At 68.0% G+C, this 14,019-nt stretch carries 13 protein-coding genes and 1 riboswitch; of the genes, 8 read left to right on the top strand and 5 right to left on the bottom strand.

Annotated elements, in window-relative coordinates; all coding sequences use genetic code 11:
• Nucleotides 1-141: 141 nt before the first annotated feature.
• The 3 genes from F5544_RS26480 (at nt 142) to F5544_RS26470 (ending at nt 5,102) form a co-directional block, all read left to right on the top strand.
• A complete protein-coding gene (locus F5544_RS26480) occupies nt 142-579 on the top strand; it encodes a nuclear transport factor 2 family protein (protein ID WP_167475690.1) in 438 nt (145 codons plus the stop codon).
• Nucleotides 580-590: 11 nt separating this feature from the next.
• Nucleotides 591-712, top strand: a riboswitch (cobalamin riboswitch).
• Between the two features lie 33 nt (nt 713-745).
• Nucleotides 746-4,324: a cobaltochelatase subunit CobN gene (gene cobN, locus F5544_RS26475; protein ID WP_167475689.1), complete on the top strand. Its 3,579-nt coding sequence runs from the start codon at nt 746-748 to the stop codon at nt 4,322-4,324.
• A gap of 268 nt (nt 4,325-4,592) precedes the next feature.
• Nucleotides 4,593-5,102, top strand: coding sequence for a hypothetical protein (locus F5544_RS26470; RefSeq protein WP_238846678.1), 510 nt, complete (start codon nt 4,593-4,595; stop codon nt 5,100-5,102).
• 96 nt (nt 5,103-5,198) lie between these two features.
• Here F5544_RS26470 and F5544_RS26465 read toward each other — a convergent pair whose 3' ends face one another.
• Nucleotides 5,199-6,161, bottom strand: a complete 963-nt coding sequence (locus F5544_RS26465) for a helix-turn-helix transcriptional regulator (RefSeq protein ID WP_167475687.1) — start codon at nt 6,159-6,161, stop codon at nt 5,199-5,201.
• Between the two features lie 63 nt (nt 6,162-6,224).
• Between F5544_RS26465 and F5544_RS26460 the strand changes: the two genes are divergently transcribed.
• Nucleotides 6,225-7,382: an epoxide hydrolase family protein gene (locus F5544_RS26460; protein WP_167475686.1), complete on the top strand. Its 1,158-nt coding sequence runs from the start codon at nt 6,225-6,227 to the stop codon at nt 7,380-7,382.
• 116 nt (nt 7,383-7,498) lie between these two features.
• Nucleotides 7,499-7,879: a PPOX class F420-dependent oxidoreductase gene (locus F5544_RS26455; protein WP_167475685.1), complete on the top strand. Its 381-nt coding sequence runs from the start codon at nt 7,499-7,501 to the stop codon at nt 7,877-7,879.
• 34 nt (nt 7,880-7,913) lie between these two features.
• On the opposite strand, the gene F5544_RS26450 is transcribed toward F5544_RS26455, so the two are convergent.
• Nucleotides 7,914-8,177 carry a helix-turn-helix transcriptional regulator gene (locus tag F5544_RS26450; protein WP_167475684.1) on the bottom strand — a complete coding sequence of 88 codons (264 nt, stop codon included), beginning with the start codon at nt 8,175-8,177 and terminating at the stop codon, nt 7,914-7,916.
• Nucleotides 8,178-8,254: 77 nt separating this feature from the next.
• Here F5544_RS26450 and map point away from each other — a divergent pair, with 77 nt between their 5' ends.
• Nucleotides 8,255-9,022, top strand: a complete 768-nt coding sequence (gene map, locus F5544_RS26445; protein ID WP_167475683.1) for a type I methionyl aminopeptidase — start codon at nt 8,255-8,257, stop codon at nt 9,020-9,022.
• Nucleotides 9,023-9,035: 13 nt separating this feature from the next.
• Here the strand turns inward: map and F5544_RS26440 are convergent, their stop codons facing one another.
• Complete coding sequence (locus tag F5544_RS26440; RefSeq protein WP_167475682.1) at nt 9,036-9,752, bottom strand: glyoxalase; 717 nt, start codon at nt 9,750-9,752, stop codon at nt 9,036-9,038.
• Between the two features lie 102 nt (nt 9,753-9,854).
• Between F5544_RS26440 and F5544_RS26435 the strand changes: the two genes are divergently transcribed.
• Both F5544_RS26435 and F5544_RS26430 read left to right on the top strand, forming a co-directional pair.
• Nucleotides 9,855-10,403 (top strand): PadR family transcriptional regulator, encoded by a 549-nt coding sequence (locus tag F5544_RS26435; RefSeq protein WP_167475681.1) that lies wholly within the window; start codon nt 9,855-9,857, stop codon nt 10,401-10,403.
• 29 nt (nt 10,404-10,432) lie between these two features.
• Nucleotides 10,433-10,813, top strand: a complete 381-nt coding sequence (locus F5544_RS26430) for a PPOX class F420-dependent oxidoreductase (RefSeq protein ID WP_167475680.1) — start codon at nt 10,433-10,435, stop codon at nt 10,811-10,813.
• 166 nt (nt 10,814-10,979) lie between these two features.
• Here F5544_RS26430 and F5544_RS26425 read toward each other — a convergent pair whose 3' ends face one another.
• Complete coding sequence (locus F5544_RS26425; protein ID WP_167475679.1) at nt 10,980-12,359, bottom strand: metallopeptidase TldD-related protein; 1,380 nt, start codon at nt 12,357-12,359, stop codon at nt 10,980-10,982.
• On the bottom strand, nt 12,356-13,882 hold the full coding sequence (locus tag F5544_RS26420; RefSeq protein ID WP_167475678.1) for a TldD/PmbA family protein: 1,527 nt from the start codon (nt 13,880-13,882) through the stop codon (nt 12,356-12,358). Before F5544_RS26420 ends, F5544_RS26425 begins: the two co-directional genes overlap by 4 nt.
• Nucleotides 13,883-14,019 lie beyond the last annotated feature (137 nt).

Below are 14,019 nucleotides of genomic sequence, written 5' to 3'. Positions count from 1 at the left end.
ATAGCCGCCTGAAGCCCGTGCACGGCCGGGGCGGAGGTACGCCTGATCGCGCGGTCAGCATGTTCGCCGTCCGGCCGCGGCGGCGCGATGCCTGGGAAACTCGGTCGCGGACCGGCGAATCCGCTCGCTAATGTCACCGGAATGAGTGAGATCTCTGATGTCGCGGACCGGCTCGCGATCATCGAAACGATTACGAAGATGTTCGTGTACTGCGATCAGAAGCGCTGGGACGACCTGCTCGGCGTATTCACCGAGAAGGTGGATTTCGACGGGGGATTCGGCGGGGCGGCGGCGGTGCGCGATGCCGCCGATATCGTCGGCGACTGGCGGACCGGCCTCGGCGATCTGGACGCGCTGCAGCATCAGTCCGGAAACCATCTGATCGAGTTGCGCGGCGATACCGCGAAGGTGCACGCGGATTCCATTGCGGTGCATGTGAAGAACGACGCGGTGCACGGTAAGACCCGCACCTTCATCGGCAGCTACGACCTCGCCGTCGAGCGGGGTGGCGACGGTTGGCGGGTGAGCAAATTCCACTATCTGCTGAAGGCGATCGAGGGTAACGCGGACCTCACGTAGCACCGGATACCGGTGTCGGGCGCGGCGGCGGGTAGGCTGCCCATGCTCGGCGGCTGACGAGGAAACCGGTGCAATTCCGGTGCGGTCGCGCCACTGTGTACAGCCAGACCCTCTCCGGCGAGCAGCACACCCCCGATGGGCGCGTCACCCGAGGAAGGCCGTCACCGTGATCCTGCTGCTGTCCACGTCCGACACCGATCTGCTCAGCGCGCGCGCCAGCGGCGCGGACTACCGCTGGGGCAATCCGGCCCGGCTGCTGCTCGACGATCTGCCCGCGCTGCTGGACGGCGCCGAGCTGGTCGTGCTGCGCGTCCTGGGTGGTAAGCGCGCCTGGGAAGAGGGCCTGGAAGCGTTGCGGGCCAGCGGAGTTCCGCTGGTCGCCCTGGGCGGCGAGATCGCGCCCGACGCGGAGCTGATGGAATGTTCGACGGTGCCGGGCGGCGTCGCGGCCGACGCGCACAACTATCTGGCCGCGGGCGGTCCGGCGAATCTGCGTGAGCTGCACAACTTCCTGTCCGATACGGTGCTACTCACCGGGCACGGCTTCGAACCGCCGGTGCAGCTGCCGAGCTGGGGCGAATTGCCGCGTACCGCGGCGGAATCCGGTCCGGACGCGCCGACCGTCGCCGTGATCTATTACCGCGCACAGCATCTCGCGGGAAACACCGCCTACGTCGACGCGCTGTGCACGGCGATCGAGGATGCGGGCGCCCGCGCGCTGCCGCTGTTCTGCGCCTCGCTGCGTACCGCGGAACCGGAGCTGCTCGCCGCGCTGCGCCGGGCCGACGCCCTGGTGGTGACGGTGCTGGCCGCGGGCGGTACGAAACCGGCCGCGGCATCGGCGGGCGGCGATGACGAGGCCTGGGATGTCGGCGCGCTCGCCGACCTGGATGTGCCCATCCTGCAAGGACTTTGCCTGACCACCGGTCGGGACCAGTGGGCGGCGAACGACGACGGCCTCTCGCCGCTGGATGTGGCCACCCAGGTGGCGGTGCCGGAATTCGACGGCCGCATCATCACGGTTCCGTTCTCGTTCAAGGAGTTCGACGCCGACGGCCTGTCGACCTACGTGCCGGACGCCGAGCGCGCCGCCCGGGTGGCGGGCATCGCCGTCCGCCATGCCCGGCTGCGCCGGATTCCCAACGCGCGCAAGCGGATCGCGATCATGCTCTCGGCCTATCCGACCAAGCACGCCAGGATCGGCAATGCGGTGGGCCTGGACACCCCGGCCAGCGCCATCCGGTTGCTCACCGAGATGCGGTCGGCCGGTTACGATCTCGGCGCGCCGGGCGAGGTCCCCGGCCTGGACGAGCGGGACGGCGACGCGCTGATCCACGCGCTGATCGCGGCGGGCGGCCAGGATCCGGACTGGCTCACCGCGGAACAGTTGGAGGGCAACCCGATTCGCATCGGCGCCGACACATACGCCGCGTGGTTCGCCACTCTCCCCGAAGAGCTGCGGGCGGCCGTCGTCGAGGCATGGGGTCCGCCGCCGGGTGAGCTGTACGTCGACCGGTCCGCCGATCCGAAGGGTGAAATCGTCATCGCCGCATTGCGTTTCGGCAATGTGGTGCTGATGGTGCAGCCGCCGCGCGGTTTCGGCGAGAATCCGGTGGCCATCTACCACGATCCGGATCTGCCGCCGAGCCATCACTACCTGGCCGCCTACCGCTGGCTGTCCGCGCCGGAGGGTTTCGCCGCCGACGCCATGGTACATCTCGGCAAGCACGGCAATCTGGAATGGCTGCCGGGTAAAACCCTCGGCATGTCCGCCGCCTGCGGCACCGATGCCGCGCTCGGCGAGCTGCCTCTGATCTATCCGTTCCTGGTCAACGATCCCGGCGAGGGCACCCAGGCCAAGCGGCGCGCGCACGCCACCCTGGTGGACCATCTCATTCCGCCGATGGCGCGCGCCGAAAGTTACGGCGACATCTCGCGTTTGGAGCAGTTGCTGGACGAGCACGCGAATATCTCCACCCTCGACCCGGCCAAACTGCCCGCGATCCGCCAGCAGATCTGGACGCTCATGCGGGCCGCGAAGATGGACCACGATCTGGGGCTGGCCGAGCGCCCGGACGAGGAATCCTTCGACGATATGCTGCTGCACGTCGACGGCTGGCTGTGCGAGATCAAGGATGTGCAGATCCGCGACGGCCTGCACGTGCTCGGCCAGGCGCCCGCCGGCGACGGCGAACTCGACCTGGTGCTCGCCATGTTGCGGGCCCGCCAGCTCTGGGGCGGCGAGCGCAACGTGCCCGGTCTGCGAGAGGCGTTGGGGCTGGACGAATCCGGCGCGGAATCCCGCGAGCGGGTGGACGCGGCCGAGGCGCGGGCGCGCGAGCTGGTCGGCGCGCTGCAGGCGGCGGACTGGTCGGTCGACGCGGTGGCCGGACTCACCGAATCCGAGCCGGTGCGCGCCGTACTGCGTTTCGCCGCAACGGAAGTGGTGCCGCGCCTGCGGCAGACCGGCGTCGAGATCGAGCGGGTGCTGCACGCGCTGAACGGCGGCTTCATCCCGGCCGGCCCGAGCGGTTCGCCGCTGCGCGGCCTGATCAACGTGCTGCCGACCGGACGCAACTTCTACTCCGTCGATCCGAAGGCGGTGCCATCGCGCCTGGCCTGGGAAACCGGGCAGGCCATGGCGGATTCGCTGGTCGAGCGCTATCTGACCGATCACGGCGAATACCCGCGCTCGGTCGGGCTCTCGGTGTGGGGCACCTCGGCCATGCGCACCTCCGGCGACGATATCGCCGAGGTGCTCGCGCTGCTCGGCGTGCGCCCGGTGTGGGACGAGGCCAGCCGCCGGGTGACCACGCTGGAGGTGATCCCGCAGGCCGAACTCGGCCGCCCGCGCATCGATGTCACGGTGCGCATCAGCGGATTCTTCCGTGACGCCTTCCCGCACGTGCTCGCCCTGCTCGACGACGCGGTCCGGCTGGTCGCCGCGCTCGACGAGCCGGACGAGCTGAATTACGTTCGCGCCCATACCCGCTCGGATCTGGCCGAACACGGCGACGAGCGCCGCGCCACCACCCGCATCTTCGGTTCCAAGCCGGGCACCTACGGCGCGGGCCTGCTGCAACTGATCGATTCGAAGAGCTGGCGCACCGACGACGATTTGGCGCAGGTGTACACCACCTGGGGCGGCTACGCCTACGGCCGCGATCTGGACGGTGCGCCCGCCGCGGCCGATATGCGCTCGGCGTATCGCCGAATCACGGTGGCGGCCAAGAACACCGACACCCGCGAGCACGATATCGCCGACTCCGACGACTACTTCCAGTTCCACGGCGGCATGGTGGCGACGGTGCGCGCCCTGACGGGGCGCAATCCGCAGGCCTACATCGGCGACAGCACCCGGCCGGACGCGGTGCGCACCCGCACCCTCTCCGAGGAGACGTCCCGGGTCTTCCGTGCCCGGGTGGTGAATCCGCGCTGGCTGGAGGCCATGCGCAGGCATGGGTACAAGGGCGCGTTCGAGATGGCGGCCACGGTGGACTACCTGTTCGGCTACGACGCCACCACGAATGTCGTCGCCGACTGGATGTACGAAAAGCTCGCGGAGAGCTACGTTTTCGACGAGGTGAACCGCAAGTTCATGGACCGGTCGAATCCGTGGGCGCTGCACGGCATCGCCGAGCGGCTGCTGGAGGCCGCCGAGCGCCGGCTCTGGGAGCGGCCCGAGCCGCAGACCCTGGATCGGCTGCGCGAGGTTTATCTGGAGACCGAGGGCGAACTAGAATAGCGAAATCGGTTTCCCCTATCAGGATCTGGTAAACCTCGCGGTTCCACTTTTTGGCGTACTGGTCGAAACCGATTTGAAATCAACCCCCCGATTACTTGGGGTATCGCGTGAATTACTTGATCTTGCACAGTAATTCGGTCGGGTAACTCTATCGACATGACAAGCGTTCCGGGCGCATGATGATCAGTGTCCCAACGCCGTTTCTTTCGGGGAACGTCAATAGAAATCGGCCGGATGATTGGAAAGTGTAATGATGATCAGGAAATTGGTGGCGACCACGACCTTGACGATCGCGGCCACCGGTATCGCGGCGGCGACGGCATACGGTCAGGCAGAGGTGGCGGGTCCCTCCTTCAACGGGGTCGACGGCGGCGTGGCATACACCGCCTCGGTCGCGCCGGATCGGTCGAGTGCGACAATGCATCTCGCCTCCGGCAAGTTCGTGCTCACCCCCGATGCGGTCGCCGTCGTCGCGAACGACGGCACCACGGTCGGCACGGCGCCGACCGTCATGCGGACGGTGACCGGTCAAGAGGTTCAGGTGGCGCCGGAGATCGACGCCGCGGCAACGACACTGACATTGAAGCCGGTCAGCACCGCGGCCGCCGGAATCAATGCGCCGCAGACCATCGGTGATGCGGGCACCACGGTGGCCGGTGTGCTCATCGGCTGCGCGATCGGCTTCTTGATCGGGCTGATCGTCTTCTTCGTCGGAGCCATCCCCGGCTGTGTGATCGGCGGCATCATCGGCGGTATCGCCGGCGCCAACCAGCGGTAATAGAGCAACCGGATAGCGATATCCGTTGCGGCGCAATCACGGCGGTCTGCGGTAGTTTCGCGGGCCGCCGTCATGTGAATATCGAATCATCAAATTTCAGGGATGCGATTCCGCCGCTTTCCGGAATCGCTCGGCGATGACGCGCAACTGCGCGGCGAGTTCCGTTGCGTCCGAGAGCTCGAAATCCGCGTCCAGCAGGGTGAGATAGTGGGCGAGCATGATCGGTGAATCCGAACCCACCCGAATCACACAGTGATCAGGTCCGTCCTCGGTCACCGGAAGCGTGCCGGGCAGCCTGGCCCGGATGGTCTCGGCGGGTGCGTGCACCCGGACGGTGGCTCGGTAGCGCCATGTCGCGGTGCCGATGCGGCGCTGTACGTACCGGGCCGGGTCGGCGTCCGGAACGGTCCGCGGCGTGAAGCGCGGGCCGTTCGGGGTCTTGGGGACTATCCGGTCCACCCGGAAGGTGCGCCAATCCGCGCGCCCGACATCCCAGGCCACCAGATACCAGATACCCGACCAGTGCACCAGCCGATGCGGTTCCGCGTCGCGGTACGACGGTGCGCCGGAATGGGATTCGTAGTCGAAGCGCAGCCGTTCGCCATCCCGGATCGCGGTCGCGATCGCGGTGAGCACCGCGGCGTCCACGGTCGGGTTGCCCGCGCGCGGCACATGCACCATCGCCGCGGTGAGCGCCCGCACCCGGTGCCGCAGCCGCGACGGCAAGACCTGCAGCAGTTTCGCCAGCGCGCGCACCGAGGTCTCCTCGATGCCCGCGACGGCGCCGCCCGCGGCGGTGGCCAATCCCACCGCGACGGCCACCGCCTCGTCGTCGTCCAAAAGCAGTGGGGGCAGCGCGGATCCGGCGCCGAGCCGGTATCCGCCCGCGACGCCCGGCGTCGCGTGCACCGGATAGCCGAGGACGCGCAGGCGTTCGATATCGGTGCGGATGGTGCGGGTGCTCACCCCGAGCCGTTCGGCGAGCGCGGGGCCGGTCCAATCCCGGTGCAGCTGCAGCAGTGACAGCAGCCGGAGCAATCGTGCGGAGGTTTCCAACATCGGTGCGAGCCTTCCGGCAATCGCGGAAGCAAGTCTTCCGCAATAGGTTCGAGAGTAGTTCCCATGACCAACACCGCGGATATCCGCCCCTTCCGTATCGACATCCCGCAGGCCGAGCTGGACGACCTGCACCGCAGGCTGGCCGCGACCCGCGTCCCGAATCCGGTGCCGGGCACCGAATCCGATTGGCGGCGCGGTATCGCGCCCGACCTCCTCGCCGAACTGGCCGAATATTGGCGCACCGGATTCGATTGGCGGGCGCAGGAGGCGCGGCTGAACGCCTTCGATCAGTTCGTCACCGAAATCGACGGTCAGACCATACATTTCCTGCATGTCCGTTCGCCGGAGCCGGATGCGGTGCCGCTGCTGATGACGCACGGCTATCCGAGTTCGGTGGTCGAATTCCTCGAGGTGATCGGCCCGCTGACCGATCCGCGGGCGCACGGTGGCTCGCCCGCCGATGCCTTCCACCTGGTGATCCCGTCGCTGCCCGGCTTCGGCTTCGCCACCCCGCTGGCCGCGACCGGATGGGAATTGGCCCGCACCACAGCGGCTTTCGCCGAACTCATGACGCGGCTGGGCTATCGGCGGTTCGCGGCGCAGGGCGGCGATATCGGCGCGGGCGTCACCGGCAGGCTGGCCGCGCTGTATCCGGGCCGGGTGATCGCGACCCACGTCAACAGCGATCAGGGTTCGCTGGGTCTGGCCGGGGAGCAATTCCCGATCCCGGATGGTCTCTCATCCGAAGAGATGTCGGTAATCCATGCGGCACAGGAACGTTGGGCGCAGCAGAAGGGGTACCTGGTGTTGCAGACCACGCAGCCGAACGCGCTGGCCGCGGCGTTGACCGATTCGCCGATCGCTCAATTGGCCTGGATCGCCGAGAAGTTCGTGGTGTGGGGCGGTACGCAGAGCTCCGTGGTCGACCGGGATCTGCTGCTGGCGAATATCAGCATCTACTGGTTCACCCGCAGCGGTGCCTCCGCTGCGCAATTCCTGTGGGAGACAGCGCATTCCGGGCTCGACTGGATGGCGCCATCGCTTGTCCCGCAGGGCTGGGCGGTATTCGACGCGAATCCGGTGCTGCGCCGGATCATGGATCCGGACAAGCGGATCGAGCACTACAGCGAGTACGCCGACGGCGGCCACTTCGCGGCGCTGCAGACGCCGGAACTGCTGGTCGACGACATCCGGAGGTTCTTCGGTAAGCATCGGGGATGAGTCGGCGCGGCGGGGGGTTGACGCGGGATCAACCCACCGCATACGCCGCTGGGCGTAGCCGAAAATGAGCCCGGAGTCCGATGCCGGGCCCGCACCGCGGTCATAGCGTGGCGGATATGAGTTGGCATGACCTCGCCGCGAGTAAATATGCGCGGCTGACCACTTATAAGCGGGACGGCACCCCGGTTTCCACGGCGGTCTGGGTGGCCGCGGATGGTGAACGGATCGTCGTCTGGACCGGCTCGCGGACCGGGAAGGTGAAGCGGCTGCGCAGCGATTCGAAAGTGCTGCTACAGATTTCGGATAATCGCGGCCGCCCGAAAGAGGACTGCGTCTACCGCGGTCGCGCGGAGATCCTCGACGCGGAGGGCACCGAGCGGGTGCGCGCGCTGGTCGCCCGCAAATACGGTGCGATCGGCTGGCTCGGTATCCGCGGCCATCGGTTGCTGAAGGGCGCGGACGCGACGGTCGGGCTCGCCATCACCCAGCAGGGCTGAAAACCCGGGCCCCGGCCAGGAAAACTCAGCCCGCTCAGGCCGATTGGGCCAGCCCCGCGGAACACCAGATATCGGCGAGATCGTCCAGCGGCAGCCGCAGGGCCTGGCTCAATGCCACCACCGTGCCGAAGGCGGGCGAGGGCAGCCTGCCGGTTTCGATCTTGCGCAGCGTTTCCGGGGAGATGTTGGCGGCGTGCGCGACCTCGGCGAGATCCCGGTCGCCGCGGCCCGCGCGCAGTGCGGCGCCGAGGCGGCGGCCCGCCTCGACCTGGGCGGGGGTGAGCGGCAGACGAACCATGGCACACAGGCTACGGCTGGTATTTAAATACCGCAAGCGGCTATGCTGGTATTAAAATACCGAAGGGTGGAGTGGGCATGGTGGAGTTGAAGAGCCGCGACGAGATCGAGCGGATGCGGGTGACGGGGCAGTTCGTCGCCGAGGTGCTCGCGGAGTTGCGGGCCAAGGCGCGGGTCGGGGTCAACTTGCTCGATCTGGAGGCGCATGTGCGGAACAGGATCGCGCTGCGCGGCGCGGTGTCCTGCTACTGGGATTACGCGCCCTCGTTCGGGCGCGGCCCGTTCCGCAACACCGTCTGCCTGTCGGTGAACGACGCTGTGCTGCATGGGCTTCCGTTCGACTACGCGCTGCGCGACGGCGATGTGCTCACCATGGATCTCGCCGTCGCCATCGACGGCTGGGTGGCCGATTCGGCGGTGAGCGTTGTGGTCGGCACGGCCGCCGAGGCGGATCTGCGGCTGGTGCGGGCCACCGAGGAGGCGCTGGCCGCCGCCATCGCGGTTGCGGTGCCGGGCAACCGGATCGGTGATATCTCGGCCGCGATCGCCGCCGTCGCAAGCGATTACGGATATCCGGTGAACACCCAGTTCGGCGGGCACGGGCTGGGCCGGACCATGCACGAGGATCCGCACGTATCCAATGTCGGCAAGCCGGGACACGGCTTCAAGCTGCGTCCCGGCCTGACCATCGCGATCGAACCGTGGTTCGCCGCGACAACGGACGAGATCTACACCGATCCGGACGGGTGGACGATCCGGTCCGCGGACGGGTCGCGGACCGCGCACTCCGAACATACGGTCGCCATCACCGAGGACGGGCCGCAGGTGTTGACCTCGGCGGCGTGAACTGCCCTGCGGATCAGGATGTTTCGGTTAGCCAAGCTTCGAGGTCGGTCGCCGCGCGCAGCTCGGCGGCGACCGACGCCCGTTCGGTCTTGGTGAGTTCGATACCGCGCAACTCGGCCCGGAACCGCTCGGCACGCGCGGAATCACCTGTGGCGATCGACAATTCGGTGAGCGCGGCGAGTGCCCGCGCCCGGTCGACGGCGGGAGCCTGCGCACCGTGCCTGCCCAACCCGACCTCCAGCGTCCGTGCCGCGGCGCTGTCGTCGTTCTTGAAATCGCGCAGGATCCTGGCGTTGTCGAGAACCTTTGCCAGGCCGCTCAATTCGGAGGAGCCGCCGTATTCGAGTTCGACCGGTTCGTCGCGCTGGATGTAGATGATCCAGTTGCCCGCCGGGTCGACGAGGGTGAATCGGGTTTGCCCCGGCCGGAATCGAGTGATTCGCGGATTTCCCTTGGACGGCACCTTCCCGTAGCGGGCGCGCAGTGCCGCGCTGAAGTCGCGATGGCGGGCGGCGACATCGTCGACCATGATCAGGCAACCCGCGTCGCCGGAGTTGTCGGCGGTCTTCGGTCCTGCGGCGAAGTGCACCTCGCAGCCGTTGGCGGTGACCACGCCGTAGGCGTACGGCCGCGTCTGCTCATGGGTCACCTGATAGCCGAGGGCTCGATAGAAGTCCAGGGTATTCGACAGGTCGCCGCTGCGTAGTACCGGCACCGAGGTGTCGCTCATGATTCCTCCGCTAATCAAATTTGGCTAGTGGACGATAGGTTGACTACCTGGGGAAGTCAAATTTGATTAGTATGGTCGTACTGATTCCGACGAAGGAGTGCGATGCCCGCCGTCCGGCTGCTCGTCCTCGGCGTGCTACGGCTGCGCCAACCCGCCCACGGCTATGCGGTGCGGCGCGAACTGCTGACCTGGCGCGCCGAGACCTGGACCAATGTGAAACCCGGCTCGATCTATCACGCGCTCAAACAGCTGACGCAGGAAGGGAATCTGAGCTCCCTCGGCCCGCGGGACAGCGATCGCGGGCCCGCGCACACCCTGTTCGCGGTGACCGAGGCGGGTGAGGCGGAATTCCGCAGGCTGATGGATGAGGCGCTGGTGAGCGTCGATATGGAGGAGCTCGGCGCGGCCATTGCCTTCATGGACGCGCTGCCGCGCGCGCACGTCATCGCGAAACTGCGCGAACAGCAAAGGCGCAGTAGGGAAGTCCGCGACGACCTGCTGGCCATGGTGCCGGACTTTCCCGGTCGCCACTCGGCCCCGCACACCACCGATCTGCTGGAGCTGTGGAGCGGGGTCTTCGACAATCTCACGAATTGGACCGCCGGGGTGATCGCCCGCCTGGAGTCGGGCGAATACAACATGGCCGAATGACGTGTGCGCCCGGCCGATATCCTGCCCCTATGACCACTGCGCTCGGACCGGTCGGCTCGGCCGACTACGTGCTGTTCACCACCTATCGCAAGGATGGAACGCCGGTCACGACCCCGGTGTGGGCGGTGGCCGACGACGGCAAGCTGTACATCTGGACGGTCACCGACAGCTGGAAGGTGAAGCGGCTGCGCCGCAATCCCGCGGTGACCGTGCAGCCGTGCAATGTCGCAGGCAAGCCGCGCGGGCCGATCGTCGCGGGCACCGGGCGGGTACTGGACGCCACGGGGACGGCGCGCGTGCGAAAGCTGCTGATGCGCAAGTACTTCATCCTCGGACCGGTCACGATCCTCGGCAGCTTCGTGCGTCGCGGCCGGTCGGGCACCGTCGGCATCGAGATAACGCCGCAGTAGCCCTAGGGCACGTCCTCGAAGTCCCATCCGGCGCCTCCACGGTCCAGCTCGCCGCCTGGCCGCGTTGTCGTCGTCGCCGATACAAACCCGGTATCGGCTCCTCCTCCGCCTTGCCAGGCGACGAGCTGAACTGCGGATGCATCCGGCCGGACTTCGAGGACGCGCCCTAGGTGGCCTGACTCACCGATGACATGTGGAAGTCCGGAATCCGCAACGGCGGCATGGCCGTTCGAGTGAACCAATCCTTCCACTCGCGTGGCAGGGTCGGCTCGGTGGCGCCCGCCTCGGTGGTGCGCCGCAACAGGTCGATCGGGCTCTCGTTGAACCGGAAGTTGTTGACCGCGGCCGTAACCGCGCCGTTCTCGACCAGATAGACGCCGTCCCTGGTGAGTCCGGTCAACAGCAGCGTCGCCGGATCCACCTCGCGGATGTACCACAGCGTGGTGAGCAGCAGACCGCGCTCGGTGCGCGCGATCATCTCGTCGAGCGTGGCCGCCGAGCCGCCGGTGAGCAGCAGGTTCTCCCCGGGAACCGCTGTGCTGGCGCCGAATTCGGCGGCCGTCGCACGCGGGTACACCAGCGCGTCGATCACGCCGTCGCGCACCCAGTCGACGCGCCGCGTCGCGAGGCCGTTGTCGAATACCGAAAGCGATTCCGACGACGCGTCGACGGCGACGAACGGCCGGTACTCCAGCCCCGGCGCGGTGGGATCGCTGTAGAGGGTGAGCGGAATATCGGTGAGCCGCTCACCGATTCGGGTGCCGCCCGCCTTGGCGAAGGCGTTGTGGCCCTCCTGCGCGCCGCGGCCCTCCATCGTCCACATCATGTAGATCATCAGATCCGCGACGGCCGAAGGGGGCAGCAGGGTTTCGTAGCGGCCCGCGGGCAGGTCCACCCGGCTCTTCGACCAGTCGAGGCGGCGGGACAGCTCGGCCAGCATGGCGGGCACGTCGACGCCGGTGAAGTCCGGCGTGTTGACCCCGACCCAGGCGCTGGCCAGATCGCTTCCCGCGCCGCGCTTTCCGTTGATCTCCACCGAACCCGTCGGCTGCGCGAACCGGCGGCGGACGCCGGTGGAGGTGCCGAGCCAGGTGGTGTGCACCTGATGGTGGGCGAATCCGTAGAGCCGATCGGCCCCGTCGAAGCCCTGAGCCAGATCGCCCGCCAGGCCGGCGAACACCTCGATGCCGGTGCGGCCGGGTTCGGCGGCCCAGTCCGCGTCCGGTGCGCCATCCGGATCCAGCAGCGGCATCGCGTCTTTCGCCGGTTCGGCGGTGCGCCCGGCCGCCTCGCTGGCCCGCACCACGGCCTCGATATCCGCCGCATCGACGCTGGTGGACCGAATGCTGCCCACCCGTGCGGAATTCGGGCCGTCGCGGAAGACCGAGATCGCGGTCCACTCGCGCGAGACGGCGGAACCGTTGGTGGTCATGGAATTTCCGGCCCAACGCAGCGAGGCGTCGTATTTGTCGGTGACGAGCACGATCGCCTCGTCGGCCCGCGACAGCTTCAGCGCGCGCTCGACGACCTCGCCTGCCGGGATCACTGGCCCGCCTCCGTCCTGGTGTTGAGAATGTTGATGCCGCGCACCAGGATCGACGGGCAGCCGTGGCTGACCGCGGCGACCTGGCCCGGCTGCGCCTTACCGCAGTTGAACGCGCCGCCCAGCTGCCAGGTGGACGCGCCGCCCACCGCCTCCATGGCGCCCCAGAAATCCGTTGTGGTGGCCTGATACGCGACGTCGCGCAGCTGACCGTCCAAGCGGCCGTTGCGGATACGGAAGAACCGCTGGCCGGTGAACTGGAAGTTGTAGCGCTGCATATCGATCGACCACGACCGGTCGCCGACGATGTAGATGCCGTCGTCCACCCGGGAGATGAGCTCCTCGGTGCTGGTGTCGCGCACCGGATCCGGTTGCAGCGAGACGTTCGCCATTCGCTGGATCGGCACGTGGTGCGGGGAGTCCGCGTACGAGCAGCCGTTCGAGCGGGACAGGCCCAGCCGCGGCGCGAAGACCCGGTCCAGCTGGTAGCCGACGAGGATGCCGTCGCGCACCAGATCCCACTGCTGTCCGGCGACGCCCTCGTCGTCGTAGCCGACGGTGGCCAGCCCGTGCTCGACCGTGCGATCACCGGTGACATGCATGATCGGCGTGCCGTACTTCAGCGTCCCGAGTTGGTCGGGGGTGGCGAAGGAGGTTCCGGCATAGGCGGATTCGTAGCCGATGGCGCGGTCGTACTCGGTGGCGTGGCCGATGGACTCGTGGATGGTGAGCCACAGGTTCGTCGGATCGATCACCAGATCGGTGGGGCCCGCGATCGCGCTGGGCGCCTTCACCTTTTCCGCGAGCCAGGCCGGGATCTGCGCCAGTTCGCCGCCCCAGTCCCAGGTTTCGTCCGCGCCCGTGACGTACTCCCAGCCGCGGCCCGCGGGCGGGGCCAGCGTGCGCATGGTCTCGAACGCGCCCGCCGCGGGATCCACGGTGACGGCCTCGAATTGGGGGTGCAGGCGCACCCGCTGCTGGGTGATCCGTGACCCGGCGGTGTCGGCGTAGAAGGTCTGCTCCTTGACCTGCAGCACCGATCCGGTGACGTGGTCCACGCCATCGGCCGCGGACAGTCGTCCCGAATAGTCCTGCAGCAGTGCGACCTTGTCGGCGGTCGGCACGTCGAACGGGTCGACGGCGTAGTCGGAGACCCAGGTGGTGTCGTATGCAGGTTCGGCGGCCAGCTCGACCCGTTCCCGGTTCAGCGCGCGCAACGTCTTCGCGACGGTCACCGCCCGCGTCGCCACCTCGGCGGCGGTATCGGGGGTGAGCGCGGCATGCGAGGCGAAACCCCAGGTGCCGTCTACGATCACTCGTACGGCGAAACCGAGATCGGTGGCGTTGGTGATCGACTCGACCCGCCCGTCGCGCAGTCGGATCGACTGGGTGACGAGCCGGTGCACCCGCAGGTCGGCATGTTCGGCGCCGGCGACGCGGGCGGTCGAGAGCGCGGCGTCGGCGAGCAAGCTCAGTGGCAGCGCAAGGAATTCGGCGTCCACATCCCTGGAAGTCGCGGTGGTCACCGTGAATACGCTAGTCGCCCCGTCGGCGACGGTGCGCCGCGGTCCCGGAATACACGCCGTGCGACTTTGCACCGTGTGCAACTATGCATGAAATGCGCAGTGGCACAGCGTGCTAACTCGGGCCGTTCGGCCGGGTG

It is taken from the genome of Nocardia arthritidis, from assembly GCF_011801145.1.
Taxonomy (GTDB): Bacteria; Actinomycetota; Actinomycetes; order Mycobacteriales; family Mycobacteriaceae; genus Nocardia; species Nocardia arthritidis_A.
The sequence above is the reverse complement of the archived record's forward strand: the minus strand, read 5'-3'. Positions and strand labels throughout refer to the sequence as shown.

Excerpts from the sequence above, each read along its gene's own strand:
- map (WP_167475683.1), top strand. The coding sequence starts at position 8,255 with ATGGTGGAGTTGAAGAGCCGCGACGAGATCGAGCGGATGCGGGTGACG.
- F5544_RS26460 (WP_167475686.1), top strand. The coding sequence starts at position 6,225 with ATGACCAACACCGCGGATATCCGCCCCTTCCGTATCGACATCCCGCAG.
- F5544_RS26480 (WP_167475690.1), top strand. The coding sequence starts at position 142 with ATGAGTGAGATCTCTGATGTCGCGGACCGGCTCGCGATCATCGAAACG.
- F5544_RS26430 (WP_167475680.1), top strand. The coding sequence starts at position 10,433 with ATGACCACTGCGCTCGGACCGGTCGGCTCGGCCGACTACGTGCTGTTC.
- F5544_RS26450 (WP_167475684.1), bottom strand. The coding sequence starts at position 8,177 with ATGGTTCGTCTGCCGCTCACCCCCGCCCAGGTCGAGGCGGGCCGCCGC.
- F5544_RS26435 (WP_167475681.1), top strand. The coding sequence starts at position 9,855 with ATGCCCGCCGTCCGGCTGCTCGTCCTCGGCGTGCTACGGCTGCGCCAA.
- F5544_RS26455 (WP_167475685.1), top strand. The coding sequence starts at position 7,499 with ATGAGTTGGCATGACCTCGCCGCGAGTAAATATGCGCGGCTGACCACT.
- F5544_RS26465 (WP_167475687.1), bottom strand. The coding sequence starts at position 6,161 with ATGTTGGAAACCTCCGCACGATTGCTCCGGCTGCTGTCACTGCTGCAG.
- F5544_RS26440 (WP_167475682.1), bottom strand. The coding sequence starts at position 9,752 with ATGAGCGACACCTCGGTGCCGGTACTACGCAGCGGCGACCTGTCGAAT.